This window comes from Xanthomonas hyacinthi (assembly GCF_009769165.1).
GTDB lineage: Bacteria > Pseudomonadota > Gammaproteobacteria > Xanthomonadales > Xanthomonadaceae > Xanthomonas_A > Xanthomonas_A hyacinthi.
On the sequence record NZ_CP043476.1, the window covers coordinates 3,129,811 to 3,145,765 of the forward strand.

Sequence of the window (15,955 nt, forward strand, 5' to 3'; positions counted from 1 at the left end):
TGGTCCCGCGGAACGCCATCGCGCAGCGGCGAGCAGCCGGCTCATGCGTCCGCCTCCGGCCCGCGCTGGCGCCGCACCAGCCATTCGGACAGCAGCAGCGCGGCCAGCGAGATCGCCAAGGCCACTGCCGCCAGCCGCCAGATCCCGGCTTCGCCACCGGGCACCTGCAGCAGCCCGTAGATCGCCGACGACAAGGTCTGGGTTTCCCCGGGAATATTCGAGACGAAGGTGATGGTGGCGCCGAATTCGCCCAGCGCCTTGGCGAAGGCGAGCGCGGTGCCGGCGACCAGCCCCGGCCAGGCCAGGGGTAGGGTGATGGTGAAGAACACCCGCCACGGCGCGGCGCCGAGCGTGGCCGCGGCCGCTTCCAGGCGCCGGTCGGTGGATTCCAGGGCCAGGCGGATCGCGCGCACCATCAGCGGGAAACCCATCACCGCGCTGGCCAGTGCCGCGCCGGTCCAGCGGAACGCGAACTGCACGCCCAGGTGCTCGAGCAGCCAGGCGCCGACCGGTCCCTGCGTGCCGAGCACGATCAGCAACACATAGCCGGTGACCACCGGTGGCATCACCAGCGGCAGGTGCAGCAACGCATCCAGCAGCGACTTGCCGGGAAAGCGGCGCCGCGCCAGCAACCAGCCGCAGGCCACGCCGAACGGCAGGCTGCCCAGCGCCGCGAGCAGCGCGACCTTGACGCTGAGCGCGATCGCGGTCAGCTCCTGCGGGGTGAATGCGAACAACGGCAATGGCTCAGTGCGCGAGCGAGAAACCGCGGCGCTGGAAGATCGCCTGCGCCGGCGGCGTGCCCAGCCAGCGCACGAAATCGGCCGCGGCCGGGTGCTTGCTGGCGCGCAGCGCGGCCACCGGATACACGATCGGCGCATGGCTGTCGGCGGGGAACACCGCCACCACCCGCACCTTCGGCTCGGCCTTGGCGTCGGAGCCGTAGACGATGCCCAGCGGCGCTTCGCCGCGCGCGACCAGCATCAGCGCGGCGCGCACGCTTTCCGATTCGGCCAGGCGCGCCTGCACGCCGTCCCACTGGCCGAGCGTCTGCAGCGCGGCGCGCGCGTACTTGCCGGCCGGCACGCTGGTGGTCTGGCCGACCGCCAGGCGGCCCTGCGCACCGAGCGCGGCGGCGAGCGCGCCGGGCTTGCGCAGATCGACCTTGGCCGCGCTCGACACCGGCGCCACCAGCACCAGCGTGTTGCCGAGCAGGTTGCGGCGCTGCGCCGGATCGACCAGTTGGCGCTGCTGCAGGTAATCCATCCACTCCAGGTCGGCGGAGAAGAACACGTCCGCCGGCGCGCCTTGCTCCACCTGCCGCGCCAGCGCGGAGCTGGCCGCGTACGAGACCTGCACCGGCGTGCCGCTGGACTGCTGGTAGGCGGTGGCGGCCTCGTCCAGGGATTCCTTGAGGCTGGCGGCGGCGAACACGGTCAGCGGCGTCTGCGCCAATGCCGGCGGCATGGCCATGGCGACGGTGAGCGAGAGCAGGCACAGCAGGCAGCGTAGCGAACGGGACATGGGGCGCTCCGAGGAATCAGGGGACGGGCGGCGATCGGCTGGACCTGGCGCGCAGGCCGCTGCGATGGCAGCGCGATCGTGCGCGGTACGCCCGCATCCTACCGTCTTCAGCGCGGCGCGGCGTGCAGGTCGTCGGTGCGGCCGGCCTGGATGTTGGCGCGCACCGACGGCTGCATCAGCCGCGGCGGCGCCAGCGTCGCATCGCGCGCCTGGCGCAGCGCGACGAACGCGGCTTCGCCGACGCCGTCGCACACGTGGATGTTGCCGCGGCGCTGCGCGCCGATGCTGGTTTCGCAGGCGACCGCGCGGCCGCCGGCGCCGTAGTCGTGGCAGACGAACACGCGAGTGGACTCAGGCAGCGCGTACAGTCTGTGGATCGAGCGGAACAGCGCGGCCGCGTCGCCGCCGGGGAAGTCGCAGCGCGCGGTGCCGCTGTCGGGCATGAACAGCGAATCGCCGGGGAACAGCGCATCGCCGATCAGGTAGGCGATGCTGTCGTCGGTATGCCCGGGCACCGCGATCACCTGTGCGGACAAAGCGCCGATCGTGAAGCGCTCGCCGTCGGCGAACAGGCGATCGAAGCCGCAGTGCGGGTCGCCGGCGTCCGCGGCCAGGCCGAACTGCGGCGCGAAGCGCGCGCGCACCTGGCGGATGCCGGCGCCGATGGCCAGCGTCGCCTGCGGCCAGCGCTGCTTGAACCACTGCGCCGCGGACACGTGGTCGGCGTGGGCGTGGGTTTCCAGGATCCAGCGCAGCTGCAGGCCGCGCGCGGACAGCAGCTCGGCCAGGCCCTGCACCGGCGCATCGCGCAGCGTGGCGGTGTCCGGCTCGAACTCCAGCACCGGATCGATCACCGCGGCAGCGCGACCGTCTTCGACCAGATAGCTCCAGGTGCCGGAACCGGCATGGTGGAACGGGTGGACGTTGGGAACCTGGCTCATGGGTCTGCCGTGGCGGGAGAGGAAGGGCCGACGTTGCAGTAGATGCCGTGCAAGGTGTCGAGGATGCGCTGCGCCGGACCCGGGACCAGCGAATAAGAGATGGTCTGCCCGTCGCGGCGGGTCTGCACCAGGCGGTCATCGCGCAGCAGCACCAGGTGCTGCGACAGCGCCGATTGGCTCAGGTCCAGGCGCGCGTTGAGTTCGCCCACCGACTGTTCGTGGTCCACCAGCAGGCACAGCCGCCGCCGCCGCTTTTCGTTGCCGAGCGCCTTCAACAGGCGCGCGGCCTCGCTGGCGCGCGCGCGCATCGCGGCCGCATCCATCGCGGGCGGCAGGCGGCGGGCCATCGGACTCAGAACGCGACCGGCAGGCCGGCGGCGGTCCAGCCGAGGAAGCCGCCGCTCAGCGAGCGCACCGCGCTGTAGCCGAGCTGTTGCAGGCTCAGCGCGGCCAGCGTGGAGCGGCCGCCGCTGGCGCAGTACAGCAGGATCGGCTGCTCGCGCCGGGCCAGCGCCGGGTCGGTGTCGAGGCGGAATTCGAGGATGCCGCGCGGGATGTTGATCGCGTTGGGCAGGTGGCCGACGGCGAACTCGCCGGGTTCGCGCACATCGATGATCCATTCGCCGGGCAGCGGCGTGGCGGCGGCATCGGTGCCGACTTCGTGGATCTGCGGGCGCGCCTGCCCGACCAGGGTGTGGGCGGAGGAATGGGGCATGGGGGGGTCCGGTGGATGAACGACGCTCATAATGTCAGCTGGCTCTAATAGAATAAAATTCTCATATCTCGCAGCCAGCGCGCGCTGTTCGTCGGCGCGCCGCTTGCGTTGAACGCGGACACCTTCGCGGCCTGCGCCGAACCCAGCGACATTCCGCTGCTGGTGGATTTCTGGGCGCCGTGGTGCGGCCCGTGCCGGACCATGGCGCCGCAGTTCGAGGCCGCCGCCGCGCAGTTGGAGCCGCGCATACGCCTGGGCAAGCTGGACAGCGAAGCGCAGCCGGCGCTGGCGGCGCGCTTCGGCATCCGCAGCATTCCGACCCTGGCCTTGCTGCGGCATGGCCGCGAACTGGCGTTACCAGGAACGCCCCGGTCGCGGCTGATGGCCCGAGGCCACCCGGAGCCGCTCCTGCAAAAAGCGACCACCGCGCGCTACTTGCCCAGCGCGGCGTTCAACGTCGCCGCCAGATCCGCGCCGGCCTGGCGCAGCTGCGCTTCGGCGACCGGGCGCCAGGTCGCCACGTAGTCCGCCGGCAGCTTGGCGCCGGGCGGATAGAAGCCCGGGCGCAGCATGATCTTGCACGAGGCTTCGGCCCAGGCCGCGGCCGGCGGCGGCAGCACGCTGCCGGCAGGCGCCGGCGCCGGCAGCGGTTGCGCCTGCAACTGCGCCAGGTAGTGCGCCTCGTCCAGGCCGCGGCTGCGCAGCAGGCCGCTGTCCCACAGCGAGTGCAGGTTGCTGCCCTTGCCCTCGAACTGGAGTTGCACGGTATTGCCGCCCTTGTCGTGGGCGTAGCCGGCGTGCAGCGGCTGCTGGATGTCGCCGGCGAAGTGCACCACGAACTTCAGCGCCTGGGTGCGCGCCGCCTGCGGTTGGCTGCGGTCGGCGAGGATCGCGGCCTGGCGGCGCAGCGCCGCGACCACGCAGTTGCCGTCGGGACAATCGCGGGTTTCCTCGTAGTGGCACTGCTCTTCGCCGAGGTTGACGTAGTGCCAGGGGCCGGTGCGCTTGCCCATGTCGGGGTTGCTTTCGCGCAATTGGTCGGCCCAGTTGGCGACGCCGGCCAGGGTCGGCTCGGATTCGCCCTGCAGCAGCCGCTGCACCTGCGCGCGGGCCTGCGGGGTGAGTTGGGAATCGGCGAGATCGGCGACCAGGCGATGGCCCAGCGGGCCCCAGGCGAAGGCGGCGGACGGCGCGGCGACCAGTGCCGCGGCGAGCGCGGCGGAAACGAAGAGAGAGGATTTCATACGCGGATTCTAGCCGGCGCCGATGACGTTGCCATGGCCGCGTCGGCGCGCCGCTGCGCAACCGCTAAGCCGCGCCCGCGCGGGCGCAGCCTGCGGGCGCGGCGGATCAGAAATACAGCAGGTAGGCGAGGCCGTAGGTGACCGGATCCAGCTTGGCCTTGCCGAGCGTGCCGCTGTCCACGTCCACGTCGCTGCGCATGCTGGTCCAGCGCGCGTCCACGCGCAGCGCGCTGCGCTCGCCGATGGCGACGTCCACGCCGGCATGCACGGCCGGGCCGACGCTGTCCTTGAACTCGACGTCGTCGCGGGAGAACGCGCCCTTGCCGTCGGCGCCGAGGAACGTGGTGTAGTTGAGGCCGACGCCGACGAACGGGGAGATGTCGCCGTTGCCGTTGAAGTGGTGCTGCAGCGACAGCGTCGGCGACAGCGCCCAGGCGCTGCCGATGTCGCCGCCCGGTTCCAGGCCGATCTTCTGCTGCCCGACCAGGGTCTGGATCTCCACGCCGAGGTTGCCGCGGAAGAAGTATTCGTAGTTGAACGAGACGGCCGGCGCGGTGTCGGCGCTGAAGCGCTGCCCGCTACCGCTCAGGCTGCCGTTCGAGGAGCCGGGCACCATGCCGTGGATGCCGTAGCTGGTGGTGAAGTGGCCGGCCGACTGCGCCGCGGCGGGCAAGGCGGTGGCGGCGGCGACGGCGGCGAGACGGCGGAACGACAGGCGTGGCTTCATTGGGAACCCCGGTGACGGCGAATGGGCGGATGCGAATCCCAATGTCGGCGCGGCGGCGACCGATCCACATCCTTGTGGAAGGCAGTCTGCCAGAGAAGCGCGGCGGTCGTGCGGCCTCAGAACTTCATCACGTAGGCCAGGCCGTACACCAGCGGATCGATTTGCGCGGTGCCCATGCTGGTGCCATCGACCTTGACCTTGCTGTCGATATCGGCCCAGCGCAGGTCCACCCGCAGCGCCGATTTGTCGGTGAGCGCGACGTCCACGCCGACGTGCGCGGCCAGGCCCCAGGAGTCTTCCAGCTTGAGCTTGCTGCCGGCCAGCGCGCCGGTGGTGTCCTCGCTGAAGAAGGTGGTGTAGTTGAGGCCGGCGCCGACGAACGGAGACACCTTGCCTGCGCTGTTGAAGTGGTACTGCAGCGAGACCACCGGCGGCAGGTCCTTGGTGCTGCCGACCTTGCCGACGCCCTTGACGCTGATGTCGTGCTTGAACGGCCAGGCGGCCAGGACTTCGATGCCGAGGTCCTGGTGGACGAAGTATTCGAAGGTCACGGTCGGCTTGATGTCGCTGTCGATGCTCAGCGGCAGGGTGCCGCCGGCCAGCTTGCCGTTGTCGGATTTCGGGTTGACCTGGTGGGCGCCGATGCCCACGGTCCAGTCGCCCTGCGACTGCGCCAGCGCCGGCAGGGCGCACAGCGAAAGGGCGGCGGCCAGGCCGGACAGCAGAAGGGGGGAGGTCTTGCGCATGATGGGCGTCTCGTTTGGGTGTGGGCGCAGTGTCCTGTCGCCGCCGCGGCGCCGCCTTGATCCTGATCAAACGCGCGTGCCGGGCGCGATGCGGCGGGCCTGATAGAATGCTGGCCCCTTTCATCCGCCGCGTCAGGCGCGGCCGCAGGAGCTACTGAAATGGCAATCAAGGTTGGCATCAACGGTTTCGGTCGCATCGGACGCAACGTGCTGCGCTCGGCGGTACAGAATTATAGAATGCTGGCCCCTTTCATCCGCCGCGTCAGGCGCGGCCGCAGGAGCTACTGAAATGGCAATCAAGGTTGGCATCAACGGTTTCGGTCGCATCGGACGCAACGTGCTGCGCTCGGCGGTACAGAATTTCGGCAGCGACATCGAGATCGTCGCCATCAACGACCTGCTCGAGCCCGACTACCTGGCGTACATGCTGCAGTACGACTCGGTGCACGGCCGCTTCGACGGCGAGGTGTCGGTCGACGGCAATGATCTGGTGGTCAACGGCAAGCAGATCCGCCTGACCCAGGAGCGCGACCCGGCGGCACTGAAGTGGGACGAGGTCGGCGCCGAGGTGGTGATCGAATCCACCGGCCTGTTCCTGACCAAGGACACCGCGCAGAAGCACCTCGACGCCGGCGCCAGGAAGGTGATCCTGTCGGCGCCGTCCAAGGACGACACGCCGATGTTCGTGTACGGCGTCAACCACGCCACCTACGCCGGCCAGGCGATCGTCTCCAACGCCAGCTGCACCACCAACTGCCTGGCGCCGCTGGCCAAGGTGATCAACGACAAGTGGGGCATCAAGCGCGGCCTGATGACCACCGTGCACGCCGCCACCGCCACGCAGAAGACCGTGGACGGCCCCAGCAACAAGGACTGGCGCGGCGGCCGCGGCATCCTGGAGAACATCATCCCGTCCAGCACCGGCGCGGCCAAGGCCGTGGGCGTGGTGATCCCGGAGTTGAACAAGAAGCTGACCGGCATGAGCTTCCGCGTGCCGACCTCGGACGTGTCGGTGGTCGACCTGACCGTGGAGCTGGACAAGCCGGCCACCTACGCCGAGATCTGCGCCGAGGTGAAGGCGCAGAGCGAAGGCGCGCTGAAGGGCATCCTCGGCTATACCGAGGACAAGGTGGTGGCCACCGATTTCCGCGGCGACGCGCGCACTTCGATCTTCGACGCCGACGCCGGCATCGCCCTGGACAGCACCTTCGTCAAGCTGGTGTCCTGGTACGACAACGAGTGGGGCTATTCCAACAAGTGTCTGGAAATGGTCAAGGTCGTGGCGAAGTAGTCGCGCCGCGTTCCCGCCGATTCTCGGGATCCCCTGTTTTGGGCAGGGGGTCAGGTTGCCCGAGAACTGCGACCGGCTGGTAACTACGGCCGCATCTGGTACGCCCTTTGGGGAAATGCCGACGTTTTATTGCTTCAAGGGTATCGGCTGGAGAATTCGAGGCGATGCGGGGGCTTGAGAATGCTTCAACGAACAGCGCCTCTTAAAGAAGGGGCGTGTTTTTTTATGCAGCCTGCATGCAGGTGCTTTACAGCGAGTCTCTCGAACGGTTCATCTCCATCTGGTCATAATCCTCGACGATGCCTTGGGCGTTGAATCGGATGGAGAGGCTGTAATTCTTTACATTGCGCGCACCGAGGCCATGGTCCTGTGCCACGTTTGCGGCGACCACGGGTGCAACGGGTAGGATGCCCCTTACGAAACCGGTCACGCGCTCGCGGATCTTCTCCTTTTGCCCATCCGTGGGATTGTAAGCCGAAGAATCGGCACTGCACCGAGGCACTCCAGGCTTGGATCAAGCCCCCTGAGGCAGGTTTTCATAGGGGCAACTTGTCTTGATGATACCCGGGTGCTTGATGCAAATCGACCCGGTTCCCTTTCGCTTGGCTCCTGCCTGGCTCCTGGAAATCGGGCAATTCCAAGGAGCAATCATGGCCAAGATCAAACTGACGAAAACGGCGGTCGATGCGGCGCAGCCTCAATCCACAGACGTTGAGCTACGCGACACGCTGGTTCCGGGCTTCCTGTGCAAGGTTACCCCCACAGGCCGGAAGGTGTTCATGGTTCAGTATCGCACCAACGCTGGCGAGCGCCGCAAGCCGTCGCTCGGGCTGTTCGGCGAACTGACCGTGGAACAAGCCCGTACGCTCGCGCAAAACTGGCTGGCTGAAGTCCGTCGTGGTGGCGACCCCGGCGGCCAGAAGGCGGAGGCGCGCAAGGCACCGACCGTTGCCGAACTGTGCACCCGGTTCATGGAGGACTACTCCAAGACCCGCAACAAGCCGAGCACCCAGCGTTCATACCAGCATCAGATCGACCGCTCGATCATTCCGGCCTTCGGCAACATGAAGGTGGCGGACGTTACTCGCCTGGATGTGACCGCGCTGATGAAGCGCAAGGAGAAGTCGCCCATCCAGGCCAATCGGGTGCTCGGCTGCATTCGCAAGATGTTCAACCTTGCCGAGCTGTGGGGCTACCGGCCCGATGGCTCCAATCCCTGCCGGCACGTTCCGAAGTACCCCGAGAAAGGCAAGACGCGCCTGATCACTGACGCGCAAATGGCGCAGTTGTTCACCTATCTCGAAAAGGCCGACGCCGAAGGACTGGAACATCCGACGCTGACACTGGCGATCCGGCTGCAGTTCGAGTTCGCTGCCCGCATGTCGGAGATCCTGCTGCTGGAATGGGACTGGATCGACCTGCACAACAAGCGCGTGGTCTGGCCGGACAGCAAGACCGGCGACATGTCCAAGCCCATGAGCGAGGAAGCGCACCGGCTCTTGTCGACCGCGGCGCGCTACGAGAATTCTCCCTATGTCTGCCCGTCGATCTTCAACCACAAGAAATCGCTGACCGCCAACTCCTACTATCAGGCATGGCGGCGCGTCCTCAATCGCGCCGGCGTTCCCCATGTCGGAACGCACGGCATCCGCCATCGCGCGGCAACGGACATCGCCAACTCAGGTGTCCCCGTGAAGGTCGGCATGGCGCTGACCGCACACAAGACGGTCACGATGTTCATGCGGTACGTGCACACCGAGGACGATCCCGTTCGCGCAGCCGCCGAGTTGGTGGCGAGCCGGCGCAAGGTCGTGATCGAAACGCGGCCATCGCCAGTCATCGACGTTCCGCCTTCAGCTCCGGTGACGCAGGAGCCAAAAAGCCCGGTCGCGGTCTACAAACCGTTTCGGCATCGCAAAGACGGCACTCGCGCAGTCCCGCCCGGCAGCAAGCGTGCGACCGATGCGCCGGCCGAGCTTGCGTCATGAAGGTGGCGACCTTGCTGTTTGTGATTTATAAGTTACAATGGAGGCCAAGCCATGATTGAAGTCAGGCGATACCAACGTGTCGATGGTGCGGTGCCGCTGACCGATTGGTTGGCCGATCTGCGGGACGTGCGGGCTCGGGCCAAGCTGGAAATCCGTTTCCGGCGGGTGTCCCTGGGCATCCTTGGCGACATCAAGCCGGTCGGCGAAGGTGTCCTGGAACTGCGAGAGGACATCGGCCCCGGCTATCGCGTGTACATCGGCCGGCACGGCGCGGCGCTGGTCATCTTGCTGTGTGGCGGTGACAAGCGCTCGCAGGATGCGGACATCAAACGGGCCAAGGAATACTGGCTGGACTGGAAACGGAGAAATACATGAGCAATCGCAAACATGCCGCCTCGGTCTCCCATAGCGAGGCCACCATTGCAGAACTGCGTGCCGATCGAGGCTTTGCGGTCGAGTACCTGAAATCCGCGCTGGAAGAACTGGACAACCCGGAGCATCGCGCCGTCGGCCTGCTCGCGCTGCGTGACGTGGCCGAGGCCTATGGCGGACTGGCGACGGTCGCCCAGGAAGCAGGTATCACCCGTGAAGCGCTCTATCGGGCGCTGTCACCGACAGGCAACCCCACGCTCAAGACCTTGCTGGCGGTTTTACATGCCGTGGGAATGCGGTTGTCTGTTGCTCCGGCTGAGCCGGTATCCGCATACAACTGATCTAAATCAATGAGCCCCATTGCCCGAGACGGATCAACCGTGTGGTCAGTACCTTCAAATGTTCCTCCTAGCAAAGGGGACATCACCGTCCGTCATCAGGGCGGCACAACGGTCAGCAAAAGCAGTTGGAACAGCCAGAGCGCTAAGGTGCCTCGCCCGAGTGACACCGACGTAGACCACGCGCTTTGCCTCCGCTTCGATCCGATCTGCCCACGATTCGAAAAGCGCCTCGCTGCGGTTCCTCGGGGCTCGATTGGGAGGAATTACGACGCAGACAGCATCGTACTCACGCCCTTTCGCCTCATGAATCTTGGCGCACCTCAGCCCGGTTTCGGTTGGAATCTGAAGATGACTTGACCACTGCCCATTGGGCGGCTTTCGGAAGAACGTACGCATCGTCACACCCGGAGGCAGCGGTAGGCCAAGCAGTTGAACCTGCGCATGCACGGTGTCGATCCACGCGAGGCGATCAGCGTCGGTATTCCCGCACACCTTGGGTAGATTCATGAGGAGAGTCAAAGTTCGTCGACGATGTGCGCGCCGGTCCATACCTGTCCGTTCGAAGGCCCGCCGAAGATGCTCGCCTTCCTGACGCAAACCCATGAAGTCCAGTAGCAGGGCTTCCGCCGCTTGCACTACCGTTTCCTTGGACCGCGCCGTCGCGGCAGGTGACCAGAACTCGGCCACTCGTCGGGCGAGCGATTCAATCCGCGAGGTCCCATTCGAGTCAACCGCGGCCACACTGCTGGCGGCACGCTGCGCGACATTGCCTGAATGCGCCAAGACAATTGCATTGGCCGAATCCAAACCAAGTTCGACCACCCGACCAAGGAAGGCCTGGCCGATCGCCGCGCTCGGACCGCGGCCACCGTATGACAGAAGTAGTACGGGATGTGCAACGGTCGCGGTCTCACCAACGGAGTCGTCTACCTGCGCCTGGCTTTTAAGCGTTGCAGCCAACCTGCAGATGGCAGGGCTGCTGCGGAAATTCCCTGTGAACTCATGACGCGCCTCTGCGGGATAGGTGTCCTTTAACTCCTGAATACCAGCCAGATTGCCATTGCGGAATTCGTAGATTGCCTGGTCGGGATCGCACACGAAGGTGACCCGCACGCCGTGTCCCCGCAACCAGGAGAGGATTTGCAAGTCGAGCGGATTGCAATCCTGTCCTTCGTCCACCATGACCTCATGAAACCGTGCCGCCAGCGCACGCCCTAGTGCCCTTCCCCTTACTGGATCGCGGATCAACTGCAGAGTTTGAACACGAGCATCGGCAGCGCTCAAATAGCCAGCCTGAAGCAAGCCACGTCGCCGAAGGGATGCAGCCTGTTGATACCTGGCTTGATGCTGTTGAACATGGTTTCGAAGTCCGGCGTGTCCAATCTTGTCGGGCAGAATCACATTGGTTTCAGGGTCGAAGAGATCCAAGCTCACCGGCTCACCTTGGAAGGCGAATTGCCCCGACAGCCGAATGCCGACGCCAAGGCTGTCCCAGCTGTCGAGGATGATCGGACGCGTTCGGCTTGCCACGGCACAGCCTGGCAGTACAACGAAGTGACGAACGAACGCATCGAGCGTGCCCATGAAGCTGGGGTGTCTCAATAGGGAATCGAGCGCCGCTGCACGACAGCGTTCCCGAAATTCGTCGACGGCGGAGTTTGTGAAAGACAGCACCGCCACGCCATGTCGCGCCGGCAATGCGGCTGCGATCCTCATCAAGCGCGCGATGATTGTCCGCGTCTTGCCAGCACCAGGGCAGGCATGCACAAATACGCCTCCGGCATACGCGGAAAATGCTTCCTGCTCTCCGGTTAGGCCCTGGATGCCGGTCATGCGTGCGCGGCGCCGCGGATCGCTTCGGCGAGATAGTCCGGCACCACGAAAGCCTCGCCTGCTGCGATGTGTGAGGCAATCGCTTGAGCCAAATCGCCCTTACGGGTCTTCTTGGCCTCTATCAGTTTGAGGAATGCATCGGGACGTTCTGGCGCTGCGACACCTTCTATTCGATCCGTCCAGTCGCGACGTGAATTGCGATGAAGTCGAAGGAACACGCTCTTTAGGAACGCTTCGTTGCCCGCGCTGAAAATCTCGTGCTCAAGCGTGTGCTGATTGGTCAACACCGTCAGGGCCTGCCGCGCGCGGTGTGTTACTGCGAGATTCTCCAGATCGAGTTTCCGATTCCCCAGCACGGTCGGGTCTGCATCGGTGATCACGATCAACCGGTCTGCAATGCGTGCGTCGCCATACGGCCGCAACAGCACTTCGACATACGGGCGGAAGTCCACGCCCTCGATCGCCACGATGACGGTTCCCTTGAATCGCAGCCACCCGTCAGCGTCTGCGGGAAGAACGATCTTCTGCGCGAGCACCGGCAACAGCAATGCCTCGGCGATTCCCTCCACCAAGATGGCTCTATTGCCGAACAGCAGCGCTGAGCGGGTCACATCTAGATAGCGGCTGATCTTGTCGAGCGTTTTCGGCTTCAGTCCGAGTTCGGCGATAGGCACGCTGACTGATTCAGAGACCGCTACCCCATTCTCTTCGCGCCGCCGCGATCTCATGACCACCAGATGCGATGGAGAGACCCATGCTGTCAAGTTCGGTGAATGCGTAGTGACCACGATCTGGATGCGGCCCTCCGGCTTGCCGGCCTCAATGGCGCGTGCCGCCGATTGACGTGCTTGCTCCAGAAGGAATTCGAGGACCAACACCTGGAGTTGCGGATGCAGATGCGCTTCCGGCTCTTCGACGAGGAAGATCGTCAGGTCGGCCTCCTTGGCTTTTGCCAGTTCGACAACGACCGTGGCCATATAGAGCAAGTTAGAGTAGCCGAGGCCAGATGCTCGAATGTCTTCGGGTGCGAGGCCAATGTCGGCCAAGCGGAACCGCAAGTCGCGGGCGACGTCGAGTAATGTTTCCTCCCCGAAGTCCAACGCTGCAACCTGAGGGCGGACACCATTTGTCAACATCCCCAGCGCGGTGCCGATCTCCGTATTCATCGTTTTCAGGATGTCGGGTCTGGCGACTGCCCGGCGGACACCTGCAAGAAAATCCCGCTCTTGCTCCTTCGGCAGGAAGTGGCGTAACAATGCCATGACCCGCGTTCCGCTGCCCGTACCGAGCGCTTGGTGCGCGTCACGCAGCGGCGGTAGGTACACGTGCCGGATCAGATCGGAGGAGCCAGCCTCAGGCTCGTTGGTGTCGAAGCGCCCGGCCCACATCGTGGTCTTGCCGCGTGGGGCGCGCTCGGATCGTGCCTCGTATCGATAGCCAAAGACCGCCTCATCCTGGGTGGGGTCCGGCACAGCCGAGATCAGCAAACCTTTCAACGTATCCCCAAGCCCCCTAAAAGTGCCTTCTATTTGGAAGTTGGGGACAGTGGCATGGCGTCGTACATCCTCGTCTTCTGGATACCGCTCCCTACGTCCGCTCAGCGGCAGTGTCAGCAGCCGGATTGCATCGACAACGTTCGACTTCCCGCCATTGTTCTCGCCAACCAAGACAGTCAGATCGGAACGAAGGCTGATGGTCACATTGTCGAACGACCGGAAACGCGAGATTGTCAAGTTCCCCAGATGCATGATCTCCCCTTATGAGCTCAGAGCAATAACGCTTGCCATGGCAACCGTGGCCGTGTGGCTCGCACTCACCAGCCATCGGACAATCCCCTGTTCGTCCGCGATCGCCACCAATCTGCGGTGCAGAGCAACAGTTGGTGCGCCTTTCCGCTGAGACACGACCTCGACATCCGTAAATGCGATGCCGTCGCCCCAGCCTGTACCAAGTGCCTTCAACACGGCCTCCTTGATGGCGAAGCGCGAGGCGAGCCTCTCGACCCTGTTGCCTCCTTCATTCGCAGTGGCTAGTTCCCCAAGAGTGAAGTACCGATCCAAGAAGCCGCCGGCCTGTTCGTTCATCAGCCGGGAGAAATCTGCTACGTCAACAACATCTATGCCGTGGGCCACAACGTTCCCGAACCTAGAGAGCTGATGGTTGTCGGTCATGCCAAGGACCTTGCGTTGTTATGAGCTTCCAATAGCCATCACGACCTGCGCGGAGCTTTCCGTCGCACGCTATCGGGTGGCCCAAGAAAAGTCAGACTCTTAGCATCCTGATCCACGAGTATCTTTCCGCCGCCGGCGCTCAGGACTTGGCGCCAGACCTCAAATCCGACCAAGATCGCGCGCTGCCACTCTCCAAGCGACCTTTCTCGCACTTCGAGTAGCGATGTCACACCTTTGATCGTGCGCAGCAACTTGTAGTCCAAATCACCGACACCTTCGAGCCACCGGTGTTCCTTCGCATAGTCAAAAACCAGCGCCGCGACGCCCTCGTCCAGAACCTGGGCTCTGCCGCCGTCCTGCACCTCGTCTACACGAGGGCTGCTCTTGCGCTTCCTCTTCAAGAGTTTTCGAATAACCGGCGACCAGCCGAGTACGGCGACATAACCGAGATGGAACACGTCGTGAAACCGATAGCCATCAGGGTCATCAGCGTTATCGGTTAGGTCGTCACCAATCTTCTTGCCGTTGACGCGCATTCGAATCTTCTTGCGCCCGTCAACGACGACCTCGCTGAGTTCAACTTCGAAACGTCGAGGCAACCGCTCGTGCTCTTCGAACTCGGCATCGAAAGCGAGCGAGCCTGTATCCTGCGGCCCCCAGCGGTCCCGAGTCTTCTTCAGATTTGCCTGCGCAATATCGTCAAGCTTGAGATCGAACTTCGCAGCGACGTTTCCGACATACCAAAGCAAGTCGCCCAACTCTTCCGACACTCGCTCCCTGAATAGGAGATGGGAATCGCCGTCTCGAAGGTGCTTCTTGTACTCACTGAGCAGTTCGCCCGTCTCACCTGCCAGACCGAGCAAAGGAACCATGAGATCGTTCCCTGCATCGCCGCTTTTCCGTCGCGAGGGCACGCGATCGGTTTTTTGTGCTTCCCGCTGGTAGGTGTTCAAGTTCATCACGAGCTTCCTAAGTCCAAGGTTGACTGGGCAGTTGACCTGTTCGCGGTTTTCTCATCCCGCATCTGGTGGACGCGGCCCGAAAGATCTGCCTCGATCTTGGAATTGATACCCCATTTGGGTGGATACCAAGGCAGGTCCAAAGGTCCGGTCGGAGAAAATTTTTGCTTGATGCGCGTGCGCCCGGAGATTCCGGCCACCTCTGGGTGAGCGACCCGCGCGTACTTGTCGACCTCACAAAAGAGGTTCTGGCAATCGATCAATTGCAGCCGGCGTCCCCACAGGGATTGGAATTTGACGCCTAGCCGCTCGAACTCGCGCTCTTGGTTATCAGCCATCAATCGGATCAGTTCCGCTTCGTTGAGACCCGCGTTGTCAGCGAAACACTTTTTCAGGCCATCGCGCGCACCGGGACCTGGGATGACGAAATCCATCTCGGAGAAGTCCGTGACTTCGCTGTAATTGATGTCGGTCACGAACTGGTATGCCAGGAAGTCCCCAATCGTTGGGTAGCTTCGTAGCAGTTCGAACGCGGTCTGCATCTTCTTCAACTGTGTCAACTGGCCTGCAAGGTCATCAGCCATCATTCGTTCCAGCAAGCGCAAATGGTTTTGATGCTTGGCCGTATGCCCGAAGGCGGAGCCGCCAGGCGGCATGATGTAGGCGGCCGAGTAGATTCGGCCCCCCGCCTTCATCGCCTGGCTCAGAACCTTGTCATAGTGCTCGAACTTGTAGTTCTTGAAGGTGACCTCGCCGAAGCTGTGCTCAAGCAACTTCCAGGTCTCGATCTTATTGAACAGCTTGAACAGCAAGGTACGGAACAGCACCTCGGACGGCGAATTTGGAAGATCGTCACGGTAGATCACATGCCTGATCAGGTACTGGCTGACACGATCCGAAGCACGATACGCGTTTGTAAACTTGTGGACCGAGATCACAGGATCGGTAGTCCACGGCGCTGACTTCCCCTTCAACCTTTGGCAGAACACGTTCTGCCGCTCCACGGCGAACCGCCAGTAGCTGTCGAATACCGGCGTCACTTTGATCGGCAGCAAATGCAATGGACTGACGGTCGGCGCAGGCACGGCCATGGGATCACTTTC

General features: G+C 64.1%; 18 protein-coding genes and 1 pseudogene. 6 read left to right on the top strand and 13 right to left on the bottom strand.

Features of this window, described 5'->3' with window-relative positions:
- Positions 1-41 precede the first annotated feature (41 nt).
- From modB to FZ025_RS13745, 5 genes are all read right to left on the bottom strand, one after another.
- Entirely contained in the window at positions 42-737 is a 696-nt protein-coding gene (gene modB, locus FZ025_RS13725) for a molybdate ABC transporter permease subunit (protein WP_046980594.1), read from the bottom strand.
- 10 nt (positions 738-747) lie between these two features.
- Positions 748-1,524, bottom strand: coding sequence for a molybdate ABC transporter substrate-binding protein (modA, locus tag FZ025_RS13730; protein WP_046980593.1), 777 nt, complete (start codon positions 1,522-1,524; stop codon positions 748-750).
- 107 nt (positions 1,525-1,631) lie between these two features.
- Positions 1,632-2,465, bottom strand: coding sequence for an MBL fold metallo-hydrolase (locus tag FZ025_RS13735; protein ID WP_046980592.1), 834 nt, complete (start codon positions 2,463-2,465; stop codon positions 1,632-1,634).
- Positions 2,462-2,812 carry an ArsR/SmtB family transcription factor gene (locus FZ025_RS13740; RefSeq protein WP_046980591.1) on the bottom strand — a complete coding sequence of 117 codons (351 nt, stop codon included), beginning with the start codon at positions 2,810-2,812 and terminating at the stop codon, positions 2,462-2,464. The genes FZ025_RS13735 and FZ025_RS13740 overlap by 4 nt, the downstream gene beginning before the upstream one ends.
- A gap of 5 nt (positions 2,813-2,817) precedes the next feature.
- On the bottom strand, positions 2,818-3,180 hold the full coding sequence (locus FZ025_RS13745; protein ID WP_104558234.1) for a rhodanese-like domain-containing protein: 363 nt from the start codon (positions 3,178-3,180) through the stop codon (positions 2,818-2,820).
- A gap of 69 nt (positions 3,181-3,249) precedes the next feature.
- On the opposite strand from FZ025_RS13745, the pseudogene FZ025_RS22435 reads away from it, so the two are divergent.
- Positions 3,250-3,531: pseudogene (locus tag FZ025_RS22435) on the top strand (thioredoxin family protein); the annotation flags it as partial.
- A gap of 80 nt (positions 3,532-3,611) precedes the next feature.
- On the opposite strand, the gene FZ025_RS13755 reads toward FZ025_RS22435, so the two are convergent.
- The 3 genes from FZ025_RS13755 to FZ025_RS13765 all read right to left on the bottom strand — a co-directional run bounded on the left by FZ025_RS13755 (position 3,612) and on the right by FZ025_RS13765 (position 5,897).
- Positions 3,612-4,424 (bottom strand): S1/P1 nuclease, encoded by an 813-nt coding sequence (locus FZ025_RS13755; protein ID WP_046980588.1) that lies wholly within the window; start codon positions 4,422-4,424, stop codon positions 3,612-3,614.
- A 106-nt stretch (positions 4,425-4,530) separates the two neighbouring features.
- The gene (locus FZ025_RS13760; RefSeq protein ID WP_046980587.1) at positions 4,531-5,151 is read right to left on the bottom strand and encodes an OmpW/AlkL family protein; all 621 of its coding nucleotides are present in this window, start codon (positions 5,149-5,151) and stop codon (positions 4,531-4,533) included.
- 116 nt (positions 5,152-5,267) lie between these two features.
- Positions 5,268-5,897, bottom strand: coding sequence for an OmpW/AlkL family protein (locus tag FZ025_RS13765; protein WP_046980586.1), 630 nt, complete (start codon positions 5,895-5,897; stop codon positions 5,268-5,270).
- 159 nt (positions 5,898-6,056) lie between these two features.
- Here FZ025_RS13765 and FZ025_RS13770 point away from each other — a divergent pair, with 159 nt between their 5' ends.
- From FZ025_RS13770 to FZ025_RS13790, 5 genes are all read left to right on the top strand, one after another.
- Positions 6,057-6,185, top strand: coding sequence for a glyceraldehyde-3-phosphate dehydrogenase (locus FZ025_RS13770; RefSeq protein WP_104558236.1), 129 nt, complete (start codon positions 6,057-6,059; stop codon positions 6,183-6,185).
- Position 6,186: 1 nt separating this feature from the next.
- Positions 6,187-7,188, top strand: a complete 1,002-nt coding sequence (gene gap, locus FZ025_RS13775) for a type I glyceraldehyde-3-phosphate dehydrogenase (protein ID WP_046980585.1) — start codon at positions 6,187-6,189, stop codon at positions 7,186-7,188.
- A gap of 650 nt (positions 7,189-7,838) precedes the next feature.
- Entirely contained in the window at positions 7,839-9,176 is a 1,338-nt protein-coding gene (locus FZ025_RS13780) for a tyrosine-type recombinase/integrase (RefSeq protein ID WP_046980584.1), read from the top strand.
- Between the two features lie 51 nt (positions 9,177-9,227).
- Positions 9,228-9,551: a type II toxin-antitoxin system RelE/ParE family toxin gene (locus FZ025_RS13785; protein ID WP_046980583.1), complete on the top strand. Its 324-nt coding sequence runs from the start codon at positions 9,228-9,230 to the stop codon at positions 9,549-9,551.
- The gene (locus FZ025_RS13790) at positions 9,548-9,889 is read left to right on the top strand and encodes an addiction module antidote protein (RefSeq protein WP_046980582.1); all 342 of its coding nucleotides are present in this window, start codon (positions 9,548-9,550) and stop codon (positions 9,887-9,889) included. Before FZ025_RS13785 ends, FZ025_RS13790 begins: the two co-directional genes overlap by 4 nt.
- Positions 9,890-9,943: 54 nt before the next feature.
- Here FZ025_RS13790 and FZ025_RS13795 read toward each other — a convergent pair whose 3' ends face one another.
- The 5 genes from FZ025_RS13795 to FZ025_RS13815 are packed head-to-tail and all read right to left on the bottom strand — an operon-like array spanning position 9,944 to position 15,943.
- Entirely contained in the window at positions 9,944-11,722 is a 1,779-nt protein-coding gene (locus tag FZ025_RS13795; protein WP_046980581.1) for an ATP-dependent helicase, read from the bottom strand.
- Complete coding sequence (locus FZ025_RS13800; protein ID WP_046980580.1) at positions 11,719-13,470, bottom strand: ATP-dependent nuclease; 1,752 nt, start codon at positions 13,468-13,470, stop codon at positions 11,719-11,721. Before FZ025_RS13800 ends, FZ025_RS13795 begins: the two co-directional genes overlap by 4 nt.
- 9 nt (positions 13,471-13,479) lie before the next feature.
- The gene (gene acpS / locus FZ025_RS13805; protein ID WP_046980579.1) at positions 13,480-13,893 is read right to left on the bottom strand and encodes a holo-ACP synthase; all 414 of its coding nucleotides are present in this window, start codon (positions 13,891-13,893) and stop codon (positions 13,480-13,482) included.
- A gap of 38 nt (positions 13,894-13,931) precedes the next feature.
- Positions 13,932-14,852: a nucleoside triphosphate pyrophosphohydrolase family protein gene (locus FZ025_RS13810; RefSeq protein ID WP_046980578.1), complete on the bottom strand. Its 921-nt coding sequence runs from the start codon at positions 14,850-14,852 to the stop codon at positions 13,932-13,934.
- Entirely contained in the window at positions 14,852-15,943 is a 1,092-nt protein-coding gene (locus tag FZ025_RS13815) for a nucleotide kinase domain-containing protein (RefSeq protein WP_046980577.1), read from the bottom strand. The genes FZ025_RS13810 and FZ025_RS13815 overlap by 1 nt, the downstream gene beginning before the upstream one ends.
- Positions 15,944-15,955 lie beyond the last annotated feature (12 nt).

What these genes read in the sequence shown, in the direction of transcription:
- modA (WP_046980593.1), bottom strand. Translation starts at nt 1,524, where the DNA reads ATGTCCCGTTCGCTACGCTGCCTGCTGTGCCTGCTCTCGCTCACCGTC.
- FZ025_RS13735 (WP_046980592.1), bottom strand. Translation starts at nt 2,465, where the DNA reads ATGAGCCAGGTTCCCAACGTCCACCCGTTCCACCATGCCGGTTCCGGC.
- FZ025_RS13740 (WP_046980591.1), bottom strand. Translation starts at nt 2,812, where the DNA reads ATGGCCCGCCGCCTGCCGCCCGCGATGGATGCGGCCGCGATGCGCGCG.
- FZ025_RS13745 (WP_104558234.1), bottom strand. Translation starts at nt 3,180, where the DNA reads ATGCCCCATTCCTCCGCCCACACCCTGGTCGGGCAGGCGCGCCCGCAG.
- FZ025_RS13755 (WP_046980588.1), bottom strand. Translation starts at nt 4,424, where the DNA reads ATGAAATCCTCTCTCTTCGTTTCCGCCGCGCTCGCCGCGGCACTGGTC.
- FZ025_RS13760 (WP_046980587.1), bottom strand. Translation starts at nt 5,151, where the DNA reads ATGAAGCCACGCCTGTCGTTCCGCCGTCTCGCCGCCGTCGCCGCCGCC.
- FZ025_RS13765 (WP_046980586.1), bottom strand. Translation starts at nt 5,897, where the DNA reads ATGCGCAAGACCTCCCCCCTTCTGCTGTCCGGCCTGGCCGCCGCCCTT.
- FZ025_RS13770 (WP_104558236.1), top strand. Translation starts at nt 6,057, where the DNA reads ATGGCAATCAAGGTTGGCATCAACGGTTTCGGTCGCATCGGACGCAAC.
- gap (WP_046980585.1), top strand. Translation starts at nt 6,187, where the DNA reads ATGGCAATCAAGGTTGGCATCAACGGTTTCGGTCGCATCGGACGCAAC.
- FZ025_RS13780 (WP_046980584.1), top strand. Translation starts at nt 7,839, where the DNA reads ATGGCCAAGATCAAACTGACGAAAACGGCGGTCGATGCGGCGCAGCCT.
- FZ025_RS13785 (WP_046980583.1), top strand. Translation starts at nt 9,228, where the DNA reads ATGATTGAAGTCAGGCGATACCAACGTGTCGATGGTGCGGTGCCGCTG.
- FZ025_RS13790 (WP_046980582.1), top strand. Translation starts at nt 9,548, where the DNA reads ATGAGCAATCGCAAACATGCCGCCTCGGTCTCCCATAGCGAGGCCACC.
- FZ025_RS13795 (WP_046980581.1), bottom strand. Translation starts at nt 11,722, where the DNA reads ATGACCGGCATCCAGGGCCTAACCGGAGAGCAGGAAGCATTTTCCGCG.
- FZ025_RS13800 (WP_046980580.1), bottom strand. Translation starts at nt 13,470, where the DNA reads ATGCATCTGGGGAACTTGACAATCTCGCGTTTCCGGTCGTTCGACAAT.
- acpS (WP_046980579.1), bottom strand. Translation starts at nt 13,893, where the DNA reads ATGACCGACAACCATCAGCTCTCTAGGTTCGGGAACGTTGTGGCCCAC.
- FZ025_RS13810 (WP_046980578.1), bottom strand. Translation starts at nt 14,852, where the DNA reads ATGAACTTGAACACCTACCAGCGGGAAGCACAAAAAACCGATCGCGTG.
- FZ025_RS13815 (WP_046980577.1), bottom strand. Translation starts at nt 15,943, where the DNA reads ATGGCCGTGCCTGCGCCGACCGTCAGTCCATTGCATTTGCTGCCGATC.